This is a genomic window from Nocardia sp. NPDC051832, from assembly GCF_040681285.1.
GTDB lineage: Bacteria > Actinomycetota > Actinomycetes > Mycobacteriales > Mycobacteriaceae > Nocardia.
The window spans coordinates 1,403,423-1,428,085 of sequence record NZ_JBFAYL010000002.1 but is presented as its reverse complement, the minus strand read 5'-3'; the positions used below and the strand labels follow the sequence as shown (position 1 = coordinate 1,428,085).

Here is a 24,663-nt window from a genome sequence, read left to right as displayed (position 1 = left end):
CGAGGACGCGGTGGCGAGCGAGTCCTCCGGCCGCGCGGGCACCGCGCCGGCGTGGCGGGCGACAGCGTTCCGGCTGCTCCGCAACCCTCGAACCCTCGTTCTGCTCGCAGTGGTCGCGGCGCTGTTCGTGGCCGGATCGCTGGCTCCGCTGCCGACCCCCGTGGAGATCCAGCAGTGGGCCGGCTCGTTCGGTCCGTGGTTCCCGCTGCTGTTCTGCGCCATCTACGCGGTCGCGACGGTGGCTCCGCTGCCCCGGTCGGTCTTCACGGTGAGCTGCGGGGTGCTCTTCGGCGCGGGTCTCGGGCTCGTGGTCGCCTTGGTCGCGACCACCGCGGCGGCAGCGCTGGCCCTGCTCCTGGTGCGGGCCCTGGATCGAGACCAGGTCGCCTCGCGGCTCACCCACCCCGCCGTGCGCACCATCAACGATCGCCTGGCCCGCCGCGGCTGGCTCGCCGTCGGATCGCTGCGCATGATCGCGATCGCCCCGTTCTCGATCGTGAACTACTGCTGCGGACTGTCGGCGATCCGCTTCTGGCCGTACCTGATCGCCTCGGTGCTGGGTTCGGTGCCCGGCACCGTCGGCACCGTCATCCTGGCCGACTCCCTCACCGGCGGAACACATCCCGCGATGTACGTCATCACCGCGGTCTGCTTCGCGATCGGCGTCGCGGGGCTGATCGTCGACGCCCGCTGGCAGCCGCCCGCAATTCCGGTGCGCGACTGACGCTCTCGCCGGATTCGGGTTGGACAGAGCTGAGTGTCGGTGGGTTTCTCTACGCTGCCGACCATGACCCGTTCCAGAACCAGACCGCAGCACAGTCTTTCCCGGCCGCACTTGCCGGTGGTGTGAGCAGTGTTCAGACTCGATGGCGAAGTGCACGTCCACTACGGCCAGATCTATGTCGAAAGTGACCCCGGGGACTTCGGCCCGCGCATGCACGAGGCATTCGCCGGACAGAACTCAGGGCTGTGCGGCGCCGCGGTACCCGGCGCACTTTTCCTGTCGACCGGTTTGCACACTGGCAGCGTCGGCTTCACTGTCGAAGTGCGCGGCCAGGCTCCCGCACTGGATCCGTCCTGGGAAGACGTCGTGGAAGTCTCCTTCTACCCGCTTTCAGATCAGAGCTTCCTGTTGCAGTGGGCCGGCGAGGATTTCTGGGAACTGGACTTGAAAGAAGGACTCGACTACCGGGTGCGTTACTGCGCCAAGGGCATGGACCAGGCACAAGAAGCAGACGTCAGACTCGGCGAGGAGCCACTGCTGGACCGCTACCTCCTCCAGTTCTGGCCCGCCCCACCCGAACCGGACCGCATCGTGCGCCAAACCTCACAGCACGCGGCCCATTCCCATGACTGGGCCCGCCGGCAACCCGACGACCGGGTCCGCGCGCGGGCCCTCATGGCCCAGCGACGAGCGCAACTCACCCCTGAAGGCCCCGAATCGTTTCGCGACGCCGAATCGCCCAACGGGACCGCGGATATCGCGGTCATCTCCCGCGAGGCCGATCTCGTGTCCGTCCGTGCGCAGTTGACAGCGCTGAACTCCTATCCCACAGCGCTGCCCTGGGATTGGGCCGCCACCTTCGCCCTGCCGGCCGGCTACCGCGTCGGTCATGTCGAAGAGTTCCTCGAAGAGATCGGTGAGCGCGCCTTCGCCCTCGGTACCGTCCTGGCGTCGCTGGAATCCGCGCAAGACTTCTACCTGGCCTTCGTGACGCCGACCGAGTTCGAACAACTCGCACGGCTTCTCACCGCACACCGGATGAGCGCGGAGACTGTGCGGTACGGCCACTGGACGTCCCGGGTGCGCCCGGACGACAGACCCGCGGCTCGAGAGCCCTGAGGAACCTTCGGGCGGCGAAGTCGTCGCTCGGACACGTTGGCGTTTGGGACGATCGCTGTGGCGTTTGAGTCGCGTCGCAGGACAGTCCCGAGTCGTTGCATCCGGCATGACTACGAGATCGACGGCCGAAGCCGACGCACCAAAGGTGGCCCGCCGCAAGGCTTGGCCCGCCTTGCTGACCATGTTCCTCGGCAGCTTCACGCTGGTGACCGCGGAGTTCCTGCCGCCGGGCGTACTCACAGCGCTCGCGCACGACCTCGGGGTGCCCGAAGGGGTGGTGGGGTTATCGGTGAGTGCGACGGCATTCACCGCGCTGATCGCCGCGCTCGCGTTGGGAGCGCTGTTCCCGCGGATCGATCGGCGGACGTTGCTGATCTGGTTGACCATCGCGGCGGCGGCTTCGAATGTCGTTGTGGCGCTGGCACCGAACATCGCGTTGCTCCTGATCGCGCGACTGCTGCTCGGGCTGGCAGTGGGCGGTTACTGGTCGATGGCGCTGGTGATCGCGTCGCAACTGGTGGCCGCCGAACGGCTGGGTAAGGCGATGATGATCGTCAACGCCGGCACCACCGTCGCCACGGTCGCCGGTGTTCCGCTGGGGGTGCTGTTGAGCGCCGCCGCGGGCTGGCGGGCGACGTTCGTCGTCGCGGCGGCGCTCACCGTGGCGACGGCGGTCGCGGTACGGATGATATTGCCGCCGATCGCACCGAGCGAGGGCGTCGGGTTCGCGGCGCTCGGTGCCGCGCTGCGCGCGCCTGGCGTGGCGCTCGGCCTGGTCAGCGTGGTAGCGGTCATCGCCGGGCACTTCGCCGGGTACACCTATATCCGTCCTGCCCTGGACGAACTTCTGCACGCCCGTCCAGCAGTGATCCCCGTTCTCCTGGCCTTGTTCGGCATCGGCGGCCTGATCGGGAACTTCGTCGTCGGGTCGCTGGCCGACCGGCGGCTCGGTACCTTGCTGATCGCGGTACCGGTAGCTATCGGAGTCTCGCTGCTGGTGATACTCGCGGCCGAGGCACTTCCGTTGCCCGGTTACCTCGCCGTGCTGGTGTGGGGCGCCGCGTTCGGCGGAATTCTCAACCTCGTCCAGGTGTGGGCGTCGCGGATGCTGCCCGAGCGGATGGAGGCAGGTGGCGGACTGGTCGTCGGGAGCTTCCAGTTGGCGATCATCCTGGGCTCGGCGGTGGGCGGTCGCGGTGTGGACAGCATCGGGCTCACCGCCACCTACGGGTTCGCGGCGCTGGCCGCGATAGTCGGCGGGGTGCTGGTGCGGGCATCGCTCATCCGAGCACCGCACTAGCCGACGACCTCCGGGCCACACGCCGCCATTCCGACGGCGTGTGGCCGGTATCCCGGCGGAACGCTCGTCCGAACGCGGTCTCCGACCGGTAGCCCAGACGCCGTGCCACCGCCCCGATCGGGATCTCAGTCTCCGCCAGAAAACGTTGTGCCCGTTCGACTCTCAGCTTCGTCAGATACCGCCCCGGCGGGAGCCCCGTCGCCGCCTGGAACCGGGCGGCGAAACCTGACCGAGATGCCAGCGCGACGCGCGCCAGTGCCTCGACGGTCCACTCCTGCCCCGGATCGGCGTGCATGGCGGCCACTGCCTGCGCCACCCCCGGCTCATTCACCTTCAACAGCCACCGCGGCGGGGCGCACCCGCGGGCATGCCAGGACTCGATCGCCATCGACGTGATCAACGTGGCGACCCGGTCGCCTTGCACACCGAACGGGTCCGGGCATTGCTCGACCAGATGGCGCATCATCGTCGCCGCCAGCGGGGTGTGCTCGACGAAATCGGTCAGCAACAGCCGCTGCGGCAACGCGGTCATAGCGCTACCGGTCCCGACCGGATCGAGCCGCACGCGCAGTACCGTGCCCGCCGCCAGCGCGTTGATCGCGAATCGGTCGCTACCGGGAACCAGCAAGAAGTCACCGCTGGCCAAATCCTCTGTCGCACTGAGCCCTTCGACGCGAACGAGCCCCTCGAGCACGACCAGCACGCTCGGTTCGGCCATGAATTGCCACTGACCTGCGGTCAGGGTGAACTCATCACGCCCCGCGAAACGCCACTGCACACCGGCGAGCACGTCATCGATGCCGCGCTCGACCTGCGTCACCGTGCGCCCCTCATGGTTGAAAACTGTACCAACGGCTGTATGCTCGACGCTCGCAGATCATGCACCCCCGGATGCTGACCTCGCCGAACCGAGCGGGTCGCGGCAAAAATCGGATGTTGATGAGTCAAGGATCGGGATAGCCTGACCGCGGTTTTCGCCACGATTGCTGGCACAGCGAGAGAGGGTGTTCATCGTGCGTGACAGGGAGCGCATCATCGGTGAGCTGCGAGCACGGGCTCAGCGAGGAGATACTCCAGCCGAGGTCGGTACCTGGTTGGTGGGAGAGCTTGGGTCAGTCCGCAACATCCAGCTCGTTGGCTACCTGTCTCATGCCTTCGAAATCTCCTTGAAGTCTCTCAAAGAGTCGTGGAACTGGGTTGGCCTAGGCCATGGCGGCACGATGACAGATGCTGAGCTCAACCAGCTGATAGGCCCACTGGTTCCTCGCTCCGCCGACCGTGAACTGAAGCAAAACCCGGACGGCTCTTGGAGCGCATGATGGTTCCGTCAGCGCCGCATGCGGCATGCGCGTGCATTCGTCGGCCGCGGACACACCTGGTCCGAAACGCCCCCGGGTCGCGGCAGTAGCGTGCGTTCGAACCTGTTGCTGATTCGCTGTGCGCACTCCGTCGCAGCGGGGTGCGCACAGCTCGGGTGAGCTCACGTCGACTGACCCACTCGAGCGTTCCCCTGGCAAATCCGGGCGGCACCCGCCCGACCAACCGAGCCCCTGCGCCCACAGGGCTCCCGGTCAGCAGTGCGGAGAGACGCAGTTGAACTGGAACTCCGCGGTGTAGCCGTGGGCGAGGGTGCGTGTGATGGTGAACAGGCCCCCTGCTTGACCATCGAAGTTGGTCGGACCGGTGTAGCGGGCATCCCAGTGGACGTGGGCGTACGCCGGGTAGGCATTCTCGACCGAATAGGTGACATAGCCTTCGGAGCGGGTGTGCACATAGCTCGGGCGGACTATCCAGTAGCCTCTGGCACCCCGCTCGATGATCTGCGGCGGATCGATGTCGAAACCCGCTCCGCTGTCGATCACGACCGCACTCACTGTCAGCCGGTGGGTTGTGTTGTTCCACAGGCCGATAAACGCAGGCGGCGCGGTCGCCTGCGGGCGCTGGGCAATCGCCGCCGTCGGCGGTGTGCTGAGCAGCGCCGCTGATAGGGCGGCGATGAAGAGAACTCGCATGTGCGATGTGGTCATGATCGTTCCTTCCCCGATGTCGCTATCCGTGAACCCGAGGCGGCAACTGTGGCTCACGACCCTTACAGGCCGCATACAACCGCGCTGCGCACTGCTTTCGTATGCTGGCGGTGTGCTTGTGGCTCGGGTCCTCGGACCGCTCGAGATCACCCGCAACGGCAGTCCGCTGGACATCGGCGGGCCGTTGCCGCGGCGCTTGCTCGCCGCGCTGATCCTGGCCGCGGCATCGGCCTGGGCAGCGTTCCGGAAATTGACAGTGCTGGTGACGGCTTCGCGTCCTTCGATGCTGCCCGGTCACCGCTCTCGGCCCCGACAGCATCGACCGGGGAACTCCTCGTCCGCCGATCGGTGAGCTCCACACCGCAGTACTTGAAGGCACTGAGACGTTCGGTTGCCCGGCGGCCTCTCTCGGTGTGAGGTGGGGGTCGTGACGGCGTTGATGATGCCGGTATCAGCGCTTTCGGCGACACGCCCAACAAGTCGAGCAGGGATGGGTGGCAGATGAGCGCGGCGACAGAGGTGTTGTTCATCGGGGGCCGGTCCGGTGTGGGCAAGAGCAGCGTCGGCTACGAGGTGCACGCGCAGTTGTCGGCGGCAGGGGTACGGCATTGCCTGATCGAGGGCGATTTCCTCGATATGGCGGCGTATCCACCGATGGACAGTCGGGGGTTGGCCGAACGAAATCTTGCCGCGATGTGGGCCAACTATCGCGCATTGGGCTGTCGCCGCATGATTTACATCAATACCGCCAGCGTTGTCGCTGATGTCGTCGAGAGCCTGGCCGCGGCCATGGGCGACCACCCGGTGGCGGCCGGGATCCTGCTGACTTGCACGGGGCCCGCATCAGTCACGACGACTGCCGCACAAGTTGCCCTAACTGCATCCGGCCGGCGTCGAAGCGTGCCGTGATCTCCCGGCCGCGCCCATCGAGGATGCTGATCCTGTCATCCCCGATGAAGGACACCCGCTGAGGACAGCGTTCACCTTCAACCCCCGTCCATACTGAGGTTTGCCTGCTGAACACCCCGACACGCTCCCGCAGCCGGACGGCGCACAGCGTATCGATCACGTCTTTCACGTAGTGCGTGACGACCTCGTGGCGACCGTCCGAGCTCACCTCGACGGCCACGACCGCGCTCGGCCCCGGAGCGAAGGCCGCCCACAACAACATCAACGGCAGCAGAGGCACCACCTCGAACGCCAGGACAACTGCGGGCACAAGCCGAGCCCGCAAACGCGGCCAACCCCACCTCGGCGCGTAAACAATCAGCGCCCCCGTTGCGAGCCAGCACACCATCGGAGACAGAAACGGGATCTCCTGCAACCGATAGAAACGGTCCGACACATAGATCGCAAGTACTGCCGCGGGAGCCGCCACCAAAAGCGCAGCAACCGTGACCAGCCAGGCGATGCGCCAACGACGCACCGCCCTGTCGAACGCGGGCCACTGCCCACTCGACTCGGGATCCATCTGATTCCCCAACGCCCGGGCCAACTTGTCCAAATCGGCGCGACTCCGGCAGCCGGACCTCCCGCCACTCTATAGAACTCGCCGGCCATCCCCGATCTCATGGTTACGGACTACCCTGCCGATGATGAGCGCGGACGACTGGTTGACCGATACCCGAATCTCCTACGACACAGTCGCGTCGAGCTATGCCGACCAGGTGCGCGATGCCCTGGCTGGACACCCATACCTCCGTGCAGCTCTGGCATTGTTCGCCGACAGCGTGCGGGCCGCCGGCGGCGGGCTCGTAGCCGATGTCGGGTGCGGTCCCGGACACGTCACCGCCTACCTGCACCAGCTGGGTGTCGATGCCTTCGGCGTCGATCTCTCCCCCGGGATGATCGAGACGGCTCGGCGTGACCACCCCGGCCTGCGGTTCGAAGTGGGTTCTATGACGGAGCTGGACTTCCCGGCAGCCTCGATGGCCGGCCTGCTGGCCTGGCAGTCGTTGATCCACATCCCCGACGACGAGGTCCCGGCCGTGCTGAGGCACTTTCATCGAGTACTGCGGCCCGGCGGAACTCTGCAATTACTGTTCCACGTCGGCAACGAGTCGCAGTTGAAGACCCAAGGCTATGGCGGTCACCCGATGAACGTCCATGTCCACCATCGACAGCCCGACCTCATGACGACCTGGCTGCGTGATGCCGGATTCAAGGTCGAGGCTCACCTGCTCCTCGCCCCGGAGGAAAGAGCATCGCAAGCAATACTTTTCGCACGGCACCAGCCCTACCAGTAGTTCCACGCAGGGATCAGTCGTCGGTCAACTGCTTGCGGAACTCCTGCCGCCAACGGGGGTCCTGACGGCAGCCCACGACCAAGCCCAGAGATTCCCGGGCCGGCAGGTTGAGCGCCTCGGCCAGGGCGCGGGCGGCCATGGCCCGGTCCTGCCAGACCGAGCGGTCCTTCCAGTCGGCGTATGTCACCTGGGCCTCGGCGTGCACGCGGCGCAGCCGCAGGTCAAGGGCAGAGTCGTCGGTAACGCCGGGGTGATCCTCCGCGCTCAGCAGGGACAGTGCGGCAGTGACCTCGGTATAGGTGTCGAGTCCGGTCTCGGCGGCCAGTGACGACATCTGCGCGGCGAGAACGCGGCGCAGGCGCTCGGGGGTCGCGGCGTCGACGAGAGGGGTGAACCGGTCGGGCACGGGGGTCTTGAAGTTGTGTTCCGGGTACCCGAAGTTGTTGTCCGGGAGCAGGGGAAGGATCCGCGCGCTGTCGAGTTCCCCGTCCAGGCCGGGCGGCGGCAGTGCGATGCCGCAGCGGCTAGCGACCGCATCACATACTGCCAGCAGCCGTTCCCGCCACTGCTCGGGTGTGGATTCCTGACCGTCGTACGGTGGCAGACCGGGGAAGACCTTGAACGGGTCGCGCCCGTAGTCAGGCGGGACTGCCCATAGCAGCGCGGCCCCCTGCGTGTCGTACTTCGTCACCAATTCGCCGTTGTCGACAAGGGACACCAAGATAAAGCCGCGGTCACCCCGATAGCTGACCGACACCGCACGGGTACCACGGGACACACGGCGCAGCACCTCATCGCGGGTGCCCTCGAAAATCTGAGGACCTTCCTCAACACCGAAAGCCCAACCGCGGTGGGTTCCTACCCGCACCACCGGCAGCAACACGCGAGGATTCTGCACCTGCTGGTCTGGACTTTCCGCCTCCTCCCGCCACCGCGGACGCCGGGTCTGGGGCAACGCGCCGAACCGGCGCAGGAGTTCGTCCTCGTCCAATGCCTGCGCGAAGGTCAGGCAGAGATTGTCGTACCCGCGGGGCCAGGCCATGCCCGGTGTGGCGTGGGAAGTCGTCCGGCGCGGCGCGGCGATGACCGGGTCGACGAGCGCTGAGTCGAACAGAGACCGAGGCTCGTGGGGCCGTTCGGGAACCAGCTCCCACAGCAGCATCCCGTCGTCGACGACAGGAACATACGGTAGCCCCACCGTCATGGCGGTTCCGCCCTCCAGGGAGTCGGCGACCTGTTGCAGGAAGGCTGCCAAGCTTGCCCATTCCCCGAACCGCGTGCCCTCGGCCTCCGCATCCTGGCCCACCGCGCCGAACGACTCTCCTGGACGGCAATCCAGGACCAGCGCGTCCGCACTGAAGTTACGGGCGAAGGCCAGGAAATCCCGGTGCCAATAGCCCCCGGGTCCCTCGAGTAGCTCGTCCTCGGCGTACCTGGCCCACGACTCCTGCTTGCTCGAGCCCGCGGAGAGGATCTCGGCGAGGGTGTAGGGCTCGAAGCCGGGGAAGCTGAAACCCCCTTCCTCTGGGGCGACGTAACCCCGCTTCCCGGCGGAAACTCCGTCGTGGTGCCGCAGATACGCGATCAGGTCCGCCGGGAACTCCACCCCCAGCTCGGCGGCTGCGGTGCTGATGGCCGCCTGCGAGGCGGGCGGGCGCAGGGATGCGAAGGTGCGCGGCGCGTGCGCGGCGAGCCAGGAGTCAATCCGTCGCCACGACTCTTCCACGAGGTGAACGTGCATGGCGCGATCATCACATCAACCTCTGACATCTATGCCTGCTGATCGAGCGGTAATCGGTATGAGCGGGCATCGAAACGGCCCGAGTTCACCTCACGCTGAGCCGCTTGGCCTGACCGTTCCGCCGGCCGCCTTGCCGTCAGCTGCAGCCATCGGATCGGATCGGGTGTGGAAGCCGCGCCGTGTCAGGACTGTAGCCAGGCCACTACCGCTAGGACGCGACGGTGGTCATCGGCGGACGGTGGCAGATTCAGTTTGGCGAAGATGGTGGAGATGTGTTTCTCCACGGCGCCTTCGGTGATCGTCAGTTGCTTGCTGATCGCCCGATTGGTACGCCCCTCCGCCATCAGGGCCAGCACATCGCGCTCCCGTGGGGTCAGTTCGTCCAGTGGGCCGCTGCGCCGCCGCGCGAACAGCCCGGCGACAACCTCGGGGTCGAGCACGGTGCCGCCGTCCTGCACCCGGCGCAGGGCATCGGCCAGCTCCTCGAGCTTGGCGATCCGATCCTTGAGCAGATAGCCGACGCCGCCAAGTCCGGCCTCGGCGAGTAGATCGGTGGCATAGGCCTGCTCGACGTATTGGGACAGCACCAATACCGCCGTGCCGGGCACGAGACGCCTGGCCTCCAGCGCGGCACGCAACCCCTCGGTGGTGAACGACGGCGGCATGCGCACATCGGTCACCACAACGTCGGGCCGATGTTCGACCACCGCGCGCACCAGCTCCACACCGTCGCCGACCGCCGCGACAACGGTGGCGCCCGCCTCGTCGAGCAATCGCACGAGCCCCTCCCGCAGGAGCAGGGAGTCTTCCGCCAGAACTACACGCATAACCGGCGAGCCTAACGAGGCAGCGGTATCTCGGCGGTCAGCACTGTCGGTCCGCCGGCCGGGCTGTGCACGTCGAGCCGGCCGTCCACTCCGGCGAGGCGATCGGCCAGACCGGCCAGGCCGTGGCCCTTTCCGAGGTGCGCGCCACCCGACCCGTTGTCGGTCACCCGCAGCCACAGGGTCGTCGCATCGGTGGTCACCGACACCACGCCGCTGTCCGCCTGCGAATGCTTGGCGATATTGGTCAAGGCCTCGCTGATCACGAAATATGCTGCGTTCTCGACGGATTCGGCCAGCCGCTGATCCTCGCGCAGCGTGCATTCGAGCGTGCTGGGCACCGGGCAGCGGGCCACGGCGGCGGCGAGCGCGGCTGCGAGGCCACGATCGATGAGGATCGGTGGCGCGATACCGCGGGAGACCGCGCGCAGTTCGCTCAGGGCCTCGCGGGTCTGTTCGAGCGCTTCGCCGACCAAGGCTTCCGCGGCGTCGGGGTTGCTCTTCATGCGCCGGCGGGCCGCCTCGAGGTCCATGGTCAGCCGGACCAGTCGCTGTTGCGGCCCGTCGTGAATATCGCGCTCCACCCGGCGCAGCGTTTGCGCCTCGGCCTGGACCACGGCACTGCGGCTCTCGGTGAGCTGCTCGGCGCGCGCCCGTAGTGCGGCCGTCTCATCGGTCAGCAGCGCGCGGGCCAAACCCGTGTGCACGGAGGCGAGGCCGCGCAGCACGATCGGAGCTGTACCCAGGAGCGCCAGCCCCAGCAGCGTATTCGTGACGATGTTGGGCAGTAGGCCGTGTCGGCCCAGCAGATCGGCCAGGCCCTGCGAGTCCGGGGCATAAGTCCGCCAGCCGTAGAGCGGATACAGCGTGCCCGCCACCGCCCCGACCACCCAGATCATGGTGATACCCCAGGTGAACAAGGACACCGGCAGTGTCAGCACGCCGTGTGCCAGGTCGCGCCAGTACTGCGGAGTCGTCAGCATCGTCCGGATTCGGCGTGACCAGGGCCCGCCGGTGCTGCCGTAGTAGGCGGGCAGCAGCGAATGCCCGGTTACCGCAGCTACTCGGCGTCGTTCGAGGGCGGCGAACCCCTTGGCCGCCGTCAGGGTGCCTAACAGGAGGGGGATTCCGATGCCGATTACCGCCGTCGCGCCGCCCAGGAGCAGTCCGCAGGTCAGCACGAGGAAACCGACCAGCCCCACGACGATGCCGGGCAGGAGATAGACCAGATCGCGCCGGGCCTGCGGCAGATTGAACATGAGGGCAAGGATTCCAGGTCCGATCCGCGTCGTTCCACCCCGCCAGCAGGCGGCGGCACCCTGGGGCTACCCCCACCCCGGCTCTGGTGCGGGCGGGCGTGTTCTCAACGCCGCTTGTTCCTAAGTTTCGAACACGTCGTCGTGACGCTGCCGCGCCATGCCAGCGCAGAGAATCAGGAGCAACCCACCATGGGAATCAATGCGGTCATCACCCCGCCGAAAGAGATAGACAGCGAAGGGCATCCGGCTGCCGACCGATGGAATCCGCTCACCCGGATCGCATTCCGGTTCGGCGTCGTCTATTTCGGTTTGTACTGCCTCGGCATTCCGCAGGTCTTTCTGGCCATGCTGGGGTATCTGGGCCGCGATCTGAACAATGGCACCGCCGACTGGTCGGCCGGCCTGGTCGAGTGGGCGGGACGGCACATCTTCGGTGTCGAGACCGGATCGCCCATCGGTGGCTCCGGGGACGGCACCTTCGAATGGACGCGGCTCGGCGTCTACCTGATCATCGCCCTGGCGGCCGCGACGGTCTGGACGGTCCTGGATTGCCGTCGCCTCACCTATTCCGCGCTGCTGCCCTGGTTCCGAATTCTGCTGCGGCTCATGCTGGCGGCACAGATGTTCTTGTACGGCATGGCCAAGGTCTTCCCGATACAGATGTGGGTGCCGCTAGACCGGTTGGTACAACCGCTCGGCGAGCTGAGCCCGGCCGGCATCATGTGGGCGCAGGTGGGCGCGTCGACTCCGTACGAGATCTTGCTCGGCTGCGCGGAGGTCACGGGCGGGCTGCTGCTGTTGCTCCCGCGGACGGTGCTGCCCGGGGCGCTGCTGTGTGCGGTGTCGATGGGCCAGGTGTTTCTCATGGACGTCTGCTTCGGTGTCCCGGTACGACTGCATTCGTTTCATCTGCTGCTGATGGCGCTGGTGCTGGTGGCTCCCGATGTGCCGCGATTGCTCGCGGTCTTCGGTGGTCGTGCGGCGGGGCCGTCGGCCCGGCGCGCGCCGCTGCGATCCCCGGGCGGTGGCGTTGTCATGGCCCTGGTCGTGCTGATCTGCGGATTGTGGACGCTGGGATATCAGGCATGGGAGTCGGGGACGGCCTGGCGGCAACTCGACGACCGATCGAAAACGGTTCCGCTGTACGGGATCTGGAATGTCGAGGAATTCTCGCGCGACGGTGTGCCGCAGCCGCCGCTGGTCACCGATACGCGACGCTGGCGGCGCGTCATCTTCGATCTGCCGGGGCTCGTGACCGTCTCGAGCATGGACGATTCGCGCACGGTCTACGCCGCTACGGTGGACACCGACAACCGGATGCTCACCCTGGCGATGCCCGGGAAGCCGGAGGAAACCGTGCGATTGCGCTTCGAGCGCCCCGACGACAGCTTGATTCTCGACGGCCAAGGACTGCACATGAACACGACCCGAATCGACCCCGAGACCTTCCCCTTGAAACGCGGCGACGTCCCGTGGGTGCAGAACGACGGAACCCATCCGCTGTTTCCGTCACCATCTCGGGCGGGCGCGTGAGGACCGCGACCGTGGTCGGTTCGGGGCCGAACGGTCTGGCCGCGGCCGTGACGCTGGCCCAGCGCGGCGTCGAGGTGACCGTGCTGGAGGCCGACCGATCCATCGGCGGTGGCACCCGAAGCGGCGAGTACACCTTGCCGGGACTGCTGCACGACCACTGTTCCGCGGTCCACCCGTTCGCCGCCGCCTCGCCGTTCCTGCGCGGTCTCGACCTCGAAAAGTACGGTCTCACATGGTGTTACGCACCCATCGACCTGGCGCATCCGTTGCCCGGCGGGAAAGCCGGAGCGCTGGTGCGCTCGGTAGCCGAGACCGCGCGCGGGTTCGGGGTCGACGAGCCGCGCTGGAATCACCTGTACGGGAAACTGTCCGAACGCATCGACGACCTGCTCGACGAGGTGTTCCAGCCGCCACTGCATCTGCCGCGCCATCCGATTACATTGGTGCGCCTGGGTATTCCCGCGGCCGCACCGGCCGCGCTACTGGCGCGACTGTGGCGGACCGACGAGGCGAAAGCGCTGTTCGGCGGCGTGTGCGCGCACTCCTTCCAGCCGTTGACCCGGCCGTTCTCCTCGGCTCTCGGCATGATGTTCCTGGCCGTGAACCAGCGCTACGGCTGGCCGGTGGCGCGTGGGGGCTCTCGGACCATCACCGATGCGCTTGCCGCGCTGCTGATTTCGCTGGGCGGAAGAATCGAGACGGGTGTGCGCGTCACCTCGGCGGCGCAACTGCCACCCACCGACCTCACCCTGTTCGACCTCGGCCCGCGCGCGGTCGCCGACCTGCTGGCCGACCGTATGCCGAATCGAATCCAGCGCGCCTATCGCCGATACACCTACGGCCCGGGCGCATTCAAACTGGATTTCGCGGTTGAGGCCGGTATCCCCTGGACCAACGAGACCTGCCGTCGAGCCGGAACCGTGCACGTGGGAGGCTCTTTCCAGGAAATGGTGGCAGCCGAGCGGGACACGAACGCCGGTCGCATGCCCGCACGCCCTTTCCTCATTGTCGGCCAGCAATACCTGGCCGACCCCGGGCGCTCACGGGGAGACACTCACCCCATCTACGCCTACGCCCATGTGCCCCATGGATTCTCCGGTGACGCCACCGAAGCAATCCTTACCCAGATCGAACGTTTCGCCCCGGGCTTCCGCGACCGGGTCCTCGCCGTATCCGCCACCACCACAACCGGCCTAGCCGCCGCCAACCCCAATTTCGTGGGCGGCGACGTCATCGGCGGCGCCGCCACCCCCGCACAATTGCTCACCCGCCCCCGCATCGCCCCCGACCCGTACTACACCGGCGTTCCGGGGATGTTCATCTGCTCCGCCGCGACCCCTCCCGGCGCGGGCGCGCACGGCATGTCCGGCCACAACGCCGCACTGTCGGCCCTTCGTCGACTGCCGGAATCGGCCGCGCGGAGGGCGAGGCCGGAATGACCGACCCGCCGGACCCGGCCGCACCACGACGCTGCGGCCTTGCTGATATCCGCTCGTCGGCAGAAGAGGGCGTTCCGACGGACTTGGTCCGCATTGAGCGCTGATTACTGCATGGCCTGACCATGGATTGAAAGCCATTGCAAAACAGTAGAACTGGGGGCAGCTGCTGATCAGTTCGATACTTCGTAGACCAGGGACGTGCGGTGTAGATTCGATCGCGAGTTCCACTGCGCAGCATGGAAAGATCGATATGCCCCGCCGATTGACAGCCCTGTTGGGCATCACCAGTCCGCTGTTCGCCATCACCCTTGGCGTTACCGCTCCCCAGGCCGCCGCGGCGCCAACGGTCGTGTTGGCGCCCTGGGTTTCGTGCACCGAATTCTGGTGCCGTAACGAAACCGATGACACCTATCGCGTAGATGTGATCGTCGACTGCGGTTTCGGGATGGAGCGTGTCACTCGGGCGCATCTTCCGGCGCGCAGGACGACGAGTGTGAACGGTGGATGCGGTAGTCGCAGCGAGCCCTGTTCGGATGGCGGCAAGAGCCTGAGTTCATGCAGCCGCCCCAATCTTATCTTCGGGATCAGGTACGACAATGTTGTCGTCGACAACAGCCCGATTCCACCGTGGCCTTTCGGCGGTACCGGCTCATCGTTCTGAACCGATCGTGTCCCATACCGCGGGGGCATCCGGCTGTCGAGCGCCGGCAGCGTCCGGATCGTGCCTAGGTTCCTTGTTCTGCGGTGGGCGAATGTTGGTCTGGCGACGCAAACTCGCCGAGCGGTTTAGACCATGTGCACAAGCTTTTCCTATGACCATTGACGCTCTTCATAATCACGCCCTAACGTCCGGAACACATTCTTAGCGATCGGGCGCTCTCTATGTGTGGGGTGCGGGTCGCCCTGTGACACAGAGGAGTTCATGTGACAACGGGAGCCCGGAAGGCGCTCGGCCAGGCATGTCTGGCCGTCGCGGCGGGTCTGACGATCTCAGCCAGCCCGGTGGTAGCCAATACTGCTTCGGGGCAAGAGATTCCGGTGCAGCCAGCGCTGCCATTCCCGGTGCCACCCGCACCTCCCTACCTGGATACCACGTTCTACCAACCGGATCCGGCTCGCGTCGCGGCAGCCGAACCTGGCGAGATCCTGACGGCGCGGCAGGTGAATCTCGCCAACTTCTGGCTGATCCCGTTGAACGTCAAGGCCTGGCAGCTGTCCTACCGCAGTACCAACACCCGCGGTGAACCGATCGCAGCGGTAGCCACCGTGGTCGTTCCGCAGCGCCCCGCACCGACCGGGCAGCGCGGACTGGTCTCCTTCCAGTTCGCCGAGGATTCCCTGTCGATCAACTGCGCACCGTCGTACACGCTGCAGATGGGATCACTGCCGAACCCGTTGAACGCGGTCATCTCGGTGGAATTCGCACAGGTGCAGGCGATGCTGCACTTGGGTCACGCCGTGGTCATGCCCGACCACCAAGGACCCAACGCGGCCTATGCCGCCGGACCGCTGGGCGCCCGGATCACCCTCGACGGCATCCGCGCCGCCGAACGATTCGAACCGGCCGGACTGCCCGGCACCGACACCCGCGTGACCACGTGGGGCTATTCGGGCGGCGCCATCCCCACCGCCCATGCCGCGGAACTGCAACCGACCTACGCGCCGGAGATCAACCTCGTGGGTACCGCCGCCGGCGGCATCATGGCCGATGTTCGCATGGCCGTCGACTACAACAACACCACCTCGCTCGTCGGTGGCCTGGTCATCGGGGGCCTGCTGGGTGTGGCACGCGAATACCCCGAGGTCGACCAGTTCATGGAGCGATACCTGAACCCGTTCGGCAAAGCCTTGCGGCTGGTGCACGAAAACCAATGCGTGGCACTACAAGCCGCCGCCTTCCCTTTCGTCAACCTCAAGGGCCTGTTCGACTATCCCGGCGATCCCATGCGCGCGCCCGACATGCAGGCCGTGCTCGACGAACTGAGCCTCGGCAACCGCGGCACCCCGACATCGCCGCTGTTCCTCTTCGAATCCCCCTTCGACGAGGCCATGCCGATCAACGCGGTCAACAACCTCTACGACACCTACTGCCGAGACAGCAACGCACGTGTCTACTACACCCGCGACCTGCTCAGCGAGCACGTCATCGCCGACGCCGCGAGCATCGGCACCGCCGCCATGTGGCTCAACGACCGCCTCAACGGCATCGACATCCCGCCCGGCTGCAACAACCGCGACGTGCTCTCCGCGTTTCTCGACCCCGGCTCCATCCAGTTCTTCGTCAACATGATCGGACAAACCCTCGCCTCCACGCTGGGCCTACCCGTCTGACCACACTCGATCCTCCGATCAAACTGGGTGGCCCAGGCCTGGTCCCGCTCGGCTCGGCGGCTCGTCCTGCCGTTCGCCGTTCTCTTGCTGTGCGGACGAACCATCACCTAATCGGTAGTTCAGCGCGTGCACTGGGGGTCTGCCGCAGAACTGGGTATTAGAGGACCAGAGACGCCCCTGCCCGACATGGGGAGTTTCCGCCCTGCTGCCGTCGAAAGGTCCGATTTCGTTGCCACCCACAGAAACTGCCGAGATCGGAGGCCTGGCCGGTTGGGCCGTGAGCCTGATGGAGCGCATCGGTGGTCCCGGTGCCGGCCTGGCTATCTTCCTGGAGAACCTGTTCCCGCCGGTGCCCAGCGAGGTCGTGCTGCCCCTGGCCGGATTCTCCGCACGGCTGGGCCATTTCTCCCTGGTCGAGGCAGTGGTGTGGACGACGATCGGCTCGATACTGGGCGCGTGGTGCCTCTATGGGCTGGGTGCGTGGCTGGGGCACGACCGGATGCGGGAGCTCGCGTCGAGTATTCCGCTGATCGAGGTCGACGACATCGACAAGACCACCGCGTGGTTCGCCCGCCATGGCACCAAAGCCGTCTTCTTCGGCCGCATGGTGCCGTTGTTCCGCAGTTTCATCTCCCTACCCGCGGGCACCGAGCGGATGAACTTCGCCTCGTTCACCCTGTTCACACTGCTGGGTAGTCTGATCTGGAACTGCGCGTTCATCGGTGCCGGTTATGCGCTGGGCGCCAACTGGCATGTCGTCGAGCCGTATTCGGCGGCACTGCAATACGTGGTGAGCGCGGTCGTGGTTCTCGTCGTGGTGCGGTTCGTGCTGCGGCGACTACGCCGCCGCAACGACTCACCCAGATCAGTGGGCTCACATCGTCAGAGCTGATCGTCCTTGATGGCTTCGACCAGCTGCTGATCGATCCCACGGACCTGTTCCCGGTACGGACGCAGGGTCACACCGACGTCGATCAACTGCCAGTTCTCATCGACATCGGCATCGGTCACAACGAGTTCCAGGTGATCATCCACGGCACGCATGTGCAGACCTTGCAGGACCTGCAACAGCTGTGCCGCACCCTTGCCGCCGCCACGGGTTCCATAGGTGGCCACCGCAGCGGGTTTGCCGCTCCACTCGTGATACAGGTAGTCCAGCGCGTTCTTCAGCGCGGCGGGGTAGCCCCAGTTGTATTGCGGGAGGACGAACAGGAATCCGCTGTAGAAGTCGACTGTCCGACTCCACCGCTTGGTGTGATCATGCTGGTACTGCCGTAAGGCCGCCTTCAGGGGTTCGTCCAGCAACGGCAACTTCTGCTCTGCCAGATCGAGCAATTCGTACTGCAACGGACTGCCCTCCTGCAGGACGTCCCGAATCCATGCGGCAATCTCCGGGCAGATGCGGGTGGGTCGCGTGCTGCCGATCACTACCGCCACTTTGTCAGTGGAGGACTTCACGCCGGCGGTGCTGTCAGTCATCGTTCGACCTCCATACCCGTTTCGCGGATTTTGATCTTGTTGCCTGGCGCGAGCCTATCCGTGCGACCCCGGTAGTCAGGCGAGTGGTGGGAGGTCGGCGCGCAGGCCGTCGAGGGAGATGCGTAGCAGTCGGTGCCACATGTGCGGGCGGCACCGGTCGGTGATCTGGACGGCATGGCCCAGCGTGACCAGCAGGAGCAGTAGGTCATCGGCAGTCACGCCGGGGCGCAGCAGGCCTTCGGCGCGGGTGCACAGGTCCTCGATGACGAGGCGAAGCCGCCCGAGGCCGTCGGGGCCGGGCTCCGGCACGACCATTGCGAAGTGCTCCATGATCGCGCGGTGGTGGGCGTAGCCGGTCAGCGCCTGCTGGTAGAAGTCGGTCAGTGCGGCCCAGGGATCCTCGGCCTCAGCGGCTGCCGCGCGCGCGGACTCCGCCCAGTTCGTGAAGTCCCTGCGCAGCACCGTCTGGACGAGATCTTCCTTTTTCGGGAAGTGCCGATACAGGGTGCCCATGCCCACCTGGCTGCGGCGGGCGATCTCGCGGACATCCACCGCGGTGCCCTGCTCGGCCAGTACAGCCGAGGCGGCCTCGATGATCGCCTCGCGGTTGCGGATCGCGTCCACCCGGGGCGCGCGGCGTCGGCTTTCGGTCATACCGCCCAGCTTATCCCTTAACCGGAGCAGCTGCTCCGTTCTATGCTAACTTTGAGGAGCATCTGCTCCGGATAGTGCAGGGAGACACCATGTCTGATCCGTCGGCAACACGCCGCACCGAGGTCCCTGACCTCAACAACTGGAACGCCCGAATCATCGCCGAGGTCAGGGCGAACGCCGGGTATGCGCTCTGGAGTACCGCAGCCGAATTCGCCGCGGGCCGCCCGGTTCCGCCTCGAATCCCCGGCCTCTACGACGAGCACCCGGGCATGCCGCTCATCCTGGTGCACCACACCGGAGCCAAGTCCGGACTCGCACGGATCAGCCCATTGTTCTATCAATCGGTCGGCGACAACTGGGCCGTCTTCGCCACCCACGGTGGCAGTCCACGCAATCCGGCGTGGTACCGCAACCTCACGACGAATCCGCGGATCACCGTCGAGACCGGCACCGAAACAGTGACTGCCGTCGCGAGAGTCGCCGAAGGTGCTGAGCGCGAACGGATCTGGGCGAAAGAGATAGCGCTCGTTCCGAAGTTCGCCGAGTTCGAAGCGGCCGCGGGCAGGCAGATCCCGGTTGTCGTGCTGGAGCGAGTCCTGGGGAACACGGTTTACCGCTGACCCGACCTTGGGACCCTGCACCTACTCGTCGCCGCGACCACCGGCCGACCACTTGAACGCGACAGGTCCGACGAGCATCGCACGATCGAGCATTTCCGGTGTGAACCGCACCTGCGTGAGCTGCGCGGTCAAGGCGAAAGCTCTCGGCAAGGCAGCGAAGTAATCGTCGTCGTCATCATCCCAGTCCCATTCATGCTCCTCTTCCTCCATGTCCAGCGGCATGCCGAGTTCCCGCATGAACTCATACAGCCGGTCGGGCTCGGAGCCGAATCGAATGTGCGGGCACGACAAGGGTTTGTAGCCCGTGACAAGCGTGCCGTCGATCGCGTACATGAAGCAGTCTTCGGCGTAGGCGTGGTGAGTGATGGCCACGACCTCACAATCACGCGACAATTCGGCCAGGACGTCGGGGAGCGTGGCCATCCACCCGAACGGCTCGATCGCCACGCTCCACTCACCGGCCTGCCAAACACCCACGGCGAGCCCCTCGGATGGTGTGGAGCAGGACTCGCTGGCCTGCCGCATAATCCCATCGAAGTCCGATTCCCGGCCCTGGTCCGCGCCGCGACTGAAGCGGCGCACCACCTCCGACGGGTCGAGCCCGCGGAAGAAGGCTACGGTGAAGATCTCGCCCAGCGGGCAGGCATTTCCGTCGTCGGCATTGAGCCAGTAGTACGGGGCCAGCGGGTCGGAAGTCGCCATACAGTGCATGATGGCAGCTGCTACCGACAATCGGCGGCCTCGTTTCTTTCTGCGCCAGAGGACAATTCGAGACACCGCTGAGCTCTAGTTCCTGGTCGCGGTCAGGACTTCCAGAGCGAGGAGCCAATAGGGTGCGTTCGATCCGGGCTGCGCACGCGTGCGGGCACTGTCAATGCTGGAACGCGTGCAGCACTCGCTGGTGGACCGAGTTACGAAGACGCTTGTCCGCCTGAGGATCCATGCCCTCGGCAACGAAGACGGCATCGGTGAATGACTCGGCGTCGGCAGGCGGCGATGCACACAGTCTGCTTCTTTCTGCTGGTGACAGGCAGAAGCCGAGTTGGGCACATAGATCGTCGAGCAACAGCATCACGTCTACGGCATCGTCCGCACTCACAACGCCGAGTCTGCACTACGGTCGCTGATCTTGCGCCGCTCCGCGCTAACCGCTCAGGAGGGATAGTCAGCGGGGCGTCAGCGTGATGCTGCCGATTTCCACTCCACCGAAGTACGCCGGGCCTGCGTACCCGCCACGTCCGTCGCTGATCAGCAGGACGCGATGCCCGGGAAACAGATCTACATAACCGCCCTCGGGCGTCGGATGGATCGGGTAGCGCCCTATCAAAACCAGTTCCCCGCCCTCGACGCGTGCGTCACGTTGCAGGAGCACGATGCCGGCCGACCACGTCGTGGACGTGTAAGGGCCGGGTTCGACGTCGGCGGATGCCTGCCCGACCGTGCCGAAGAGCGTGGCGGCACCCACGGCCACAGCGATCGCGGCGGTCCGGAAAACCGCTGGTCTGGCGCGTATGGACATCAGCAACTCCTGTCGCCTGGGGCTACCGACTCTACGCCGACCTTCAGGTAACTCAGCGCCCAATCGCTCGGCGGCTGTCGACAGTCTCTCGGTAACCGAAGCCGCCCTCGTGGTGGCCTTCAGCCCGATGAAACACCGATATCCGACGCGAACGAGGCCGCGCGGGCTCGACCGCGGGGTCCGGCTCAGGTTCCGGCAGTCTGCCGGACCATGGTCTCGTGGCCGCACGGTTCACAGCTGCCGGGCTCTCGACCCAACCTAGTCCACGGCCAGTTCGATCGGGATGGCGAAGACGTCGACCATCGCGCCGTTGCGCAGCACCGTCACCGGCATCGATTTGCCGATGGCGTCGCCGAAGAGCTGGCGTTGAATGCCTTGGGCGTCACGGACTTCCGAGCGGGCGACGCTGAGGACCAGGTCGCCGCGGCGCAAGCCTGCGAGTTCGGCGGGGCCGCCGCGGACGACCTCCATGATGCGGACGCCGGCGCGCTGGCCGGTGCGGGAGGCGAGGGTGGCGGGCAGGGGCGCGGGGACGCCGACCAGGCCGAGGTAGGCGCGGCGGACCCGGCCCTCGCTGTGCAGGGTGCCGATGATGCGGCGGGTGGTGGCGTTGATCGGGATGGCGAGGCCCACACCGATACCGGCGACGGCGGTGTTGATGCCGACCACCCGGCCGGCCGAATTGGCCAGTGCGCCACCGGAATTGCCGGGGTTCAGGGCGGCGTCGGTCTGGATGACGTCCTCGATGACGCGGCCGGCGCGGCGGGAGGCGACCGGGACCGCCCGCCCCAGCGCGCTGACCACGCCCGCGGTGACCGAACCCGCCAACCCCAGCGGGTTGCCCACCGCGACGACCAATTGCCCCACCACGAGCTTGTCGGCGTCACCGAGCCGGACCGCGCCGGGTGCGCCGCCGCGGGCGCGCAGCACCGCCAGGTCCGACAGCGGGTCGATGCCGACCACATCGAACCGGGATTCGACGCCGTCGGCGAAGACCACCTCGCCGCCCGAGGACGAGCCGACGACGTGCGCGTTCGTCAGCAGGAATCCGTCGTCGGTGAAGACCACCGCCGATCCGCTCCCCCGGCGGGTCCGCACGCTGGCCACATGCGGCGTCACCGAGCCCGCGACCTCGATCACGGTGCGCGAATACGCGTCCATCGCAGCGTCGTCCACTTCGACCACCCTCCTGCCCACCCGTTGCCGCCCCTTCCAGCATGCCTGCGAACGCAAGGTTGCGCACCGTGTTCGCCAGAGGCACAAGCGAATTCGTGATCTTGGTGGCGAAATCCAGACTGGGCAACGACTGTCTGAGACGCTATCGTGGAGAAACCCAGTACCACGGGTACCGATACAACGAGGTGTCTCATGAGCAACCCGAGCATGCGTATCAAGGACCACGCCGCCGTCTATCCGAAGGCCAGGCGAATACGGTTCACTTTCGGCGAACCACAGCCGATGTCGAAGTACTTCGCCGGCGGGGACATGGTGTTCAGCCATTTCATCGCCGGCTTGTCCGCTGGATTCCCGCCCGGCGAGGAATCCTTCATCCGGTCGGTGGTCCGGATGTCCGGCAAGATCACCGATCCGGACCTGAAGCGGCGCGCCACCGGTTTCACCGCCCAGGAAGCCACGCACGGACGCGAGCACCGCAAGCTCAACGCGAAACTGGCGGCCCTGGGCTATCCCATCGCCTGGATCGACTCCTCGCGCGTCGCCGATCGCACGAAACAGCTCGAACTGCTGGTACCCGCGAGCCTGCACCTGGCCGCGACCGCGGCGGCCGAGCATTACACCACCGTGCTCGCGGTGCGGGTCCTCAGCAAACCCGAGATCCAGGCCCTGGCCGGGGACGACGAGGTACGAAACCTGTTGAACTGGCACGCCTTGGAGGAGGTGGAGCACAAGTCGGTGGCCTTCGACGTCTACCGCGCGGTCGGCGGTGGCGAGGCGATGCGCATCGCCACCATGGCGGGTCTGCTCGCCTTGACGGTGCCGCTCACCGCGGGCGGGCTCAGCGTCGCCCTCGCGCTCGACACCTACGCCCGGCGGCACCCGATCCTGGTGGCGCGGCAGGCGCGAACCCTGTTCCGGGGCCCCATCTTCCAGGGCATCGGCCGCGAACTCGCCCGCTATCTGCGGCCCGGATTCCATCCCGACGACTACGACACCAGCGAACTGCTGGCCGAGTGGCAGCGCGAGTTGTTCGGCCAGGACGGTCAGCTCGTCGACCATCTCCGGTAAGGATTCGAATGAAACTCAACACCATTCACCCCGACCTGGTGGTGGTCACGGGCGCGGGCAGCGGTATCGGCCGCGCCACCGCCCTGCGCTTCGCCGCGGCCGGCGCGCACGTGATCGTGTCCGATATCGATCTGCCGGCGGCCAAGGAAACCGTGGAGCTGATCCAGGATCGGCACGGCCGTGCCTCGGCCGCCCGGCTCGATGTCACCGACGCCGACGCCTGGTCCGCCTTCGCCCGCGAAGTCCGTGCCGCACAAGGGGTTCCGGACGTTCTGGTCAACAACGCGGGCATCGCCGTGTCGGGCGCGTTCGTCGACCTGACGCCCGCGGATTGGGAAAAGCAGCTCGCGGTCAACCTTTTCGGCGTCGTACACGGTTGCCGGGCCTTCGGACAGCAGATGATCGAAGCCGGAAAGCACGGCCACATCGTCAATATCGCGTCGGCGGCCGCGTTCACCCCGACACCGGTGATGTCGGCGTACTCGGTGTCCAAGGCCGGGGTGAAGATGCTCACCGAATGCCTGCGGCTGGAGTTCGGGCCGAAGGGCATCGGGGTGAGCGCGATCTGTCCCGGCGTGATCAACACCAATATCGGCGAGCACGCGGAGCTGGTGGGCGTCGATCCGGACCTGGTGGCCCGGGGCAAGGAGTTCACCCGCCGCCTCCAGCAGGCCGCGGCGCGGTTGCCGTTCGATCCGCTGAGCCCGGACCAGGTGGCCCGGGCGGTGCAGCGCGCGGTCCGCTACGACCTCGCCATCGTGCCGGTGCGGCCGGAAGCCTGGCTCGGCTACTTCCTGCTGCGCGTCGCGCCGGGCATCAATCGCCGGATGACGCAGCCGTTTTCGATCGAACTCCTGGAGCGCTGGGCCGCTCGCGCAGTGCGCACCAGCTGAATGAATGATCACCATGCGGCGGCGCCGGAAAGCCGGCGACAACCCGGCGCCACCGCATGGTGGTCCGGCTCAGAACAGGGACTGCTGGTCCGCGGCGAGGAAGAACCCGTGACCGCCCTGGTCGCAGCGCACGCCCGTGGTGAACGAGGTGCAGGCCGTCCCCCGCACGATGAGGGTGTCGCCGTAGTTCAGCACCTTGCCGCCGCCCTCGCGGGAGCCGCCGTCGGAGCCGGGGTACTCCGGGAAGCCCACGAATATCCCCTGACTCAGGCAGATGAACGTGGCGCTGGAGCCCTGCAGATGAGCGCCGACCTTCCGGGCCGGGCTGTTGTCGCAGCGGGGCTGCAACTGCGCGGGGATCACCTTCGCATCCTTCAACTGACAGCCGGTGCCGAAGTTGTCGTCGTTGATGAACCCGCACATGATGTTTCCGCTCGGCGACTGGAAGTAGAACTTGTCGCCGATCTGGTAGTCCCGAGCGTCTACCGTCGCGTCGTTCCTGGTAGGGAGCGGCGTCGTCGCGGGTGCGGCCGTCGGCGAACGCTCGGGCGCCGGCGCACTGGGTTCGGCGGGCGAGGCCACCCCTTTCGTCCCCGACGCTGACCCGGCAGTACCGGACTCGCCGCCACATCCCACCAGACCCACGACCGCTGCCATCGCCGCGATCGTCATCCCCAAGGACTTCATGTCGCCTCCTCCGGAAACACCCCG

Annotated in this window: 27 protein-coding genes; 14 read left to right on the top strand and 13 right to left on the bottom strand. The window is 66.6% G+C overall.

Annotation, left to right across the window (positions count from 1 at the left end; all coding sequences use genetic code 11):
- Positions 1 to 73: 73 nt before the first annotated feature.
- From AB0M14_RS16500 to AB0M14_RS16490, 3 genes are all read left to right on the top strand, one after another.
- Positions 74 to 724 (top strand): TVP38/TMEM64 family protein, encoded by a 651-nt coding sequence (locus AB0M14_RS16500; RefSeq protein WP_364995839.1) that lies wholly within the window; start codon positions 74 to 76, stop codon positions 722 to 724.
- 129 nt (positions 725 to 853) lie between these two features.
- Positions 854 to 1,843 (top strand): hypothetical protein, encoded by a 990-nt coding sequence (locus AB0M14_RS16495; RefSeq protein WP_364995018.1) that lies wholly within the window; start codon positions 854 to 856, stop codon positions 1,841 to 1,843.
- A gap of 106 nt (positions 1,844 to 1,949) precedes the next feature.
- Complete coding sequence (locus AB0M14_RS16490; RefSeq protein WP_364995015.1) at positions 1,950 to 3,143, top strand: MFS transporter; 1,194 nt, start codon at positions 1,950 to 1,952, stop codon at positions 3,141 to 3,143.
- Here AB0M14_RS16490 and AB0M14_RS16485 read toward each other — a convergent pair.
- Together AB0M14_RS16485 and AB0M14_RS16480 are read right to left on the bottom strand one after the other, a co-directional pair.
- Positions 3,124 to 3,963 (bottom strand): AraC family transcriptional regulator, encoded by an 840-nt coding sequence (locus AB0M14_RS16485; protein ID WP_364995012.1) that lies wholly within the window; start codon positions 3,961 to 3,963, stop codon positions 3,124 to 3,126. The two genes, AB0M14_RS16490 and AB0M14_RS16485, sit on opposite strands and share 20 nt — an antisense overlap.
- Positions 3,964 to 4,714: 751 nt before the next feature.
- Entirely contained in the window at positions 4,715 to 5,170 is a 456-nt protein-coding gene (locus AB0M14_RS16480; protein WP_364995008.1) for a hypothetical protein, read from the bottom strand.
- A 112-nt stretch (positions 5,171 to 5,282) separates the two neighbouring features.
- Here AB0M14_RS16480 and AB0M14_RS16475 point away from each other — a divergent pair, with 112 nt between their 5' ends.
- On the top strand, positions 5,283 to 5,522 hold the full coding sequence (locus AB0M14_RS16475) for a hypothetical protein (RefSeq protein ID WP_364995005.1): 240 nt from the start codon (positions 5,283 to 5,285) through the stop codon (positions 5,520 to 5,522).
- Between the two features lie 149 nt (positions 5,523 to 5,671).
- On the top strand, positions 5,672 to 6,079 hold the full coding sequence (locus AB0M14_RS16470; RefSeq protein WP_364995002.1) for a hypothetical protein: 408 nt from the start codon (positions 5,672 to 5,674) through the stop codon (positions 6,077 to 6,079).
- On the opposite strand, the gene AB0M14_RS16465 is transcribed toward AB0M14_RS16470, so the two are convergent.
- On the bottom strand, positions 6,018 to 6,641 hold the full coding sequence (locus AB0M14_RS16465; protein WP_364994999.1) for a hypothetical protein: 624 nt from the start codon (positions 6,639 to 6,641) through the stop codon (positions 6,018 to 6,020). The two genes, AB0M14_RS16470 and AB0M14_RS16465, sit on opposite strands and share 62 nt — an antisense overlap.
- Before the next feature lie 124 nt (positions 6,642 to 6,765).
- Between AB0M14_RS16465 and AB0M14_RS16460 the strand changes: the two genes are divergently transcribed.
- A complete protein-coding gene (locus AB0M14_RS16460) occupies positions 6,766 to 7,416 on the top strand; it encodes a class I SAM-dependent methyltransferase (RefSeq protein ID WP_364994996.1) in 651 nt (216 codons plus the stop codon).
- Between the two features lie 13 nt (positions 7,417 to 7,429).
- On the opposite strand, the gene AB0M14_RS16455 is transcribed toward AB0M14_RS16460, so the two are convergent.
- The 3 genes from AB0M14_RS16455 to AB0M14_RS16445 all read right to left on the bottom strand — a co-directional run bounded on the left by AB0M14_RS16455 (position 7,430) and on the right by AB0M14_RS16445 (position 11,240).
- Positions 7,430 to 9,157 carry an SMI1/KNR4 family protein gene (locus AB0M14_RS16455; RefSeq protein WP_364994993.1) on the bottom strand — a complete coding sequence of 576 codons (1,728 nt, stop codon included), beginning with the start codon at positions 9,155 to 9,157 and terminating at the stop codon, positions 7,430 to 7,432.
- 182 nt (positions 9,158 to 9,339) lie between these two features.
- Complete coding sequence (locus tag AB0M14_RS16450) at positions 9,340 to 9,984, bottom strand: response regulator transcription factor (RefSeq protein WP_364994990.1); 645 nt, start codon at positions 9,982 to 9,984, stop codon at positions 9,340 to 9,342.
- 11 nt (positions 9,985 to 9,995) lie between these two features.
- Complete coding sequence (locus tag AB0M14_RS16445; RefSeq protein ID WP_364994988.1) at positions 9,996 to 11,240, bottom strand: sensor domain-containing protein; 1,245 nt, start codon at positions 11,238 to 11,240, stop codon at positions 9,996 to 9,998.
- Positions 11,241 to 11,429: 189 nt separating this feature from the next.
- On the opposite strand from AB0M14_RS16445, the gene AB0M14_RS16440 reads away from it, so the two are divergent.
- From AB0M14_RS16440 to AB0M14_RS16420, 5 genes are all read left to right on the top strand, one after another.
- Entirely contained in the window at positions 11,430 to 12,773 is a 1,344-nt protein-coding gene (locus AB0M14_RS16440; protein WP_364994985.1) for a DoxX family protein, read from the top strand.
- The gene (locus tag AB0M14_RS16435) at positions 12,770 to 14,212 is read left to right on the top strand and encodes an NAD(P)/FAD-dependent oxidoreductase (RefSeq protein WP_364994983.1); all 1,443 of its coding nucleotides are present in this window, start codon (positions 12,770 to 12,772) and stop codon (positions 14,210 to 14,212) included. The genes AB0M14_RS16440 and AB0M14_RS16435 overlap by 4 nt, the downstream gene beginning before the upstream one ends.
- Positions 14,213 to 14,462: 250 nt before the next feature.
- Positions 14,463 to 14,873, top strand: coding sequence for a hypothetical protein (locus AB0M14_RS16430; protein WP_364994980.1), 411 nt, complete (start codon positions 14,463 to 14,465; stop codon positions 14,871 to 14,873).
- 263 nt (positions 14,874 to 15,136) lie between these two features.
- Positions 15,137 to 16,543 carry a lipase family protein gene (locus AB0M14_RS16425; protein WP_364994978.1) on the top strand — a complete coding sequence of 469 codons (1,407 nt, stop codon included), beginning with the start codon at positions 15,137 to 15,139 and terminating at the stop codon, positions 16,541 to 16,543.
- 286 nt (positions 16,544 to 16,829) lie between these two features.
- Complete coding sequence (locus AB0M14_RS16420) at positions 16,830 to 17,435, top strand: DedA family protein (protein ID WP_364995836.1); 606 nt, start codon at positions 16,830 to 16,832, stop codon at positions 17,433 to 17,435.
- Here the strand turns inward: AB0M14_RS16420 and AB0M14_RS16415 are convergent.
- Positions 17,426 to 18,022 carry an NAD(P)H-dependent oxidoreductase gene (locus AB0M14_RS16415; RefSeq protein ID WP_364994975.1) on the bottom strand — a complete coding sequence of 199 codons (597 nt, stop codon included), beginning with the start codon at positions 18,020 to 18,022 and terminating at the stop codon, positions 17,426 to 17,428. The genes AB0M14_RS16420 and AB0M14_RS16415 overlap by 10 nt on opposite strands.
- 75 nt (positions 18,023 to 18,097) lie before the next feature.
- Positions 18,098 to 18,676 carry a helix-turn-helix domain-containing protein gene (locus AB0M14_RS16410; RefSeq protein WP_364994972.1) on the bottom strand — a complete coding sequence of 193 codons (579 nt, stop codon included), beginning with the start codon at positions 18,674 to 18,676 and terminating at the stop codon, positions 18,098 to 18,100.
- 89 nt (positions 18,677 to 18,765) lie between these two features.
- On the opposite strand from AB0M14_RS16410, the gene AB0M14_RS16405 reads away from it, so the two are divergent.
- Positions 18,766 to 19,296, top strand: a complete 531-nt coding sequence (locus AB0M14_RS16405) for a nitroreductase/quinone reductase family protein (RefSeq protein ID WP_364994969.1) — start codon at positions 18,766 to 18,768, stop codon at positions 19,294 to 19,296.
- Between the two features lie 21 nt (positions 19,297 to 19,317).
- On the opposite strand, the gene AB0M14_RS16400 is transcribed toward AB0M14_RS16405, so the two are convergent.
- From AB0M14_RS16400 to AB0M14_RS16385, 4 genes are all read right to left on the bottom strand, one after another.
- On the bottom strand, positions 19,318 to 19,998 hold the full coding sequence (locus AB0M14_RS16400) for a DUF6461 domain-containing protein (protein ID WP_364994966.1): 681 nt from the start codon (positions 19,996 to 19,998) through the stop codon (positions 19,318 to 19,320).
- 169 nt (positions 19,999 to 20,167) lie between these two features.
- Complete coding sequence (locus tag AB0M14_RS16395; protein ID WP_364994963.1) at positions 20,168 to 20,395, bottom strand: hypothetical protein; 228 nt, start codon at positions 20,393 to 20,395, stop codon at positions 20,168 to 20,170.
- A 66-nt stretch (positions 20,396 to 20,461) separates the two neighbouring features.
- Positions 20,462 to 20,815 (bottom strand): hypothetical protein, encoded by a 354-nt coding sequence (locus AB0M14_RS16390; RefSeq protein ID WP_364994960.1) that lies wholly within the window; start codon positions 20,813 to 20,815, stop codon positions 20,462 to 20,464.
- 258 nt (positions 20,816 to 21,073) lie between these two features.
- Positions 21,074 to 21,976 (bottom strand): trypsin-like peptidase domain-containing protein, encoded by a 903-nt coding sequence (locus AB0M14_RS16385; RefSeq protein WP_364995833.1) that lies wholly within the window; start codon positions 21,974 to 21,976, stop codon positions 21,074 to 21,076.
- Between the two features lie 207 nt (positions 21,977 to 22,183).
- On the opposite strand from AB0M14_RS16385, the gene AB0M14_RS16380 reads away from it, so the two are divergent.
- Complete coding sequence (locus AB0M14_RS16380) at positions 22,184 to 23,059, top strand: metal-dependent hydrolase (protein WP_364994958.1); 876 nt, start codon at positions 22,184 to 22,186, stop codon at positions 23,057 to 23,059.
- Between the two features lie 8 nt (positions 23,060 to 23,067).
- Positions 23,068 to 23,952, top strand: coding sequence for an SDR family NAD(P)-dependent oxidoreductase (locus AB0M14_RS16375; protein ID WP_364994954.1), 885 nt, complete (start codon positions 23,068 to 23,070; stop codon positions 23,950 to 23,952).
- 69 nt (positions 23,953 to 24,021) lie between these two features.
- On the opposite strand, the gene AB0M14_RS16370 is transcribed toward AB0M14_RS16375, so the two are convergent.
- On the bottom strand, positions 24,022 to 24,639 hold the full coding sequence (locus AB0M14_RS16370; RefSeq protein WP_364994951.1) for a hypothetical protein: 618 nt from the start codon (positions 24,637 to 24,639) through the stop codon (positions 24,022 to 24,024).
- Positions 24,640 to 24,663 lie beyond the last annotated feature (24 nt).

Bases quoted from the DNA above. Each gene is read 5' to 3' on its own strand.
- AB0M14_RS16385 (WP_364995833.1), bottom strand. From the start codon at position 21,976: ATGGACGCGTATTCGCGCACCGTGATCGAGGTCGCGGGCTCGGTGACG.
- AB0M14_RS16410 (WP_364994972.1), bottom strand. From the start codon at position 18,676: ATGACCGAAAGCCGACGCCGCGCGCCCCGGGTGGACGCGATCCGCAAC.
- AB0M14_RS16375 (WP_364994954.1), top strand. From the start codon at position 23,068: ATGAAACTCAACACCATTCACCCCGACCTGGTGGTGGTCACGGGCGCG.
- AB0M14_RS16420 (WP_364995836.1), top strand. From the start codon at position 16,830: ATGGAGCGCATCGGTGGTCCCGGTGCCGGCCTGGCTATCTTCCTGGAG.
- AB0M14_RS16460 (WP_364994996.1), top strand. From the start codon at position 6,766: ATGAGCGCGGACGACTGGTTGACCGATACCCGAATCTCCTACGACACA.
- AB0M14_RS16465 (WP_364994999.1), bottom strand. From the start codon at position 6,641: ATGGATCCCGAGTCGAGTGGGCAGTGGCCCGCGTTCGACAGGGCGGTG.
- AB0M14_RS16480 (WP_364995008.1), bottom strand. From the start codon at position 5,170: ATGACCACATCGCACATGCGAGTTCTCTTCATCGCCGCCCTATCAGCG.
- AB0M14_RS16450 (WP_364994990.1), bottom strand. From the start codon at position 9,984: ATGCGTGTAGTTCTGGCGGAAGACTCCCTGCTCCTGCGGGAGGGGCTC.
- AB0M14_RS16405 (WP_364994969.1), top strand. From the start codon at position 18,766: ATGTCTGATCCGTCGGCAACACGCCGCACCGAGGTCCCTGACCTCAAC.
- AB0M14_RS16445 (WP_364994988.1), bottom strand. From the start codon at position 11,240: ATGTTCAATCTGCCGCAGGCCCGGCGCGATCTGGTCTATCTCCTGCCC.
- AB0M14_RS16470 (WP_364995002.1), top strand. From the start codon at position 5,672: ATGAGCGCGGCGACAGAGGTGTTGTTCATCGGGGGCCGGTCCGGTGTG.
- AB0M14_RS16440 (WP_364994985.1), top strand. From the start codon at position 11,430: ATGGGAATCAATGCGGTCATCACCCCGCCGAAAGAGATAGACAGCGAA.
- AB0M14_RS16490 (WP_364995015.1), top strand. From the start codon at position 1,950: ATGACTACGAGATCGACGGCCGAAGCCGACGCACCAAAGGTGGCCCGC.
- AB0M14_RS16415 (WP_364994975.1), bottom strand. From the start codon at position 18,022: ATGACTGACAGCACCGCCGGCGTGAAGTCCTCCACTGACAAAGTGGCG.
- AB0M14_RS16380 (WP_364994958.1), top strand. From the start codon at position 22,184: ATGAGCAACCCGAGCATGCGTATCAAGGACCACGCCGCCGTCTATCCG.
- AB0M14_RS16400 (WP_364994966.1), bottom strand. From the start codon at position 19,998: ATGGCGACTTCCGACCCGCTGGCCCCGTACTACTGGCTCAATGCCGAC.
- AB0M14_RS16370 (WP_364994951.1), bottom strand. From the start codon at position 24,639: ATGAAGTCCTTGGGGATGACGATCGCGGCGATGGCAGCGGTCGTGGGT.
- AB0M14_RS16430 (WP_364994980.1), top strand. From the start codon at position 14,463: ATGCCCCGCCGATTGACAGCCCTGTTGGGCATCACCAGTCCGCTGTTC.
- AB0M14_RS16455 (WP_364994993.1), bottom strand. From the start codon at position 9,157: ATGCACGTTCACCTCGTGGAAGAGTCGTGGCGACGGATTGACTCCTGG.
- AB0M14_RS16390 (WP_364994960.1), bottom strand. From the start codon at position 20,815: ATGTCCATACGCGCCAGACCAGCGGTTTTCCGGACCGCCGCGATCGCT.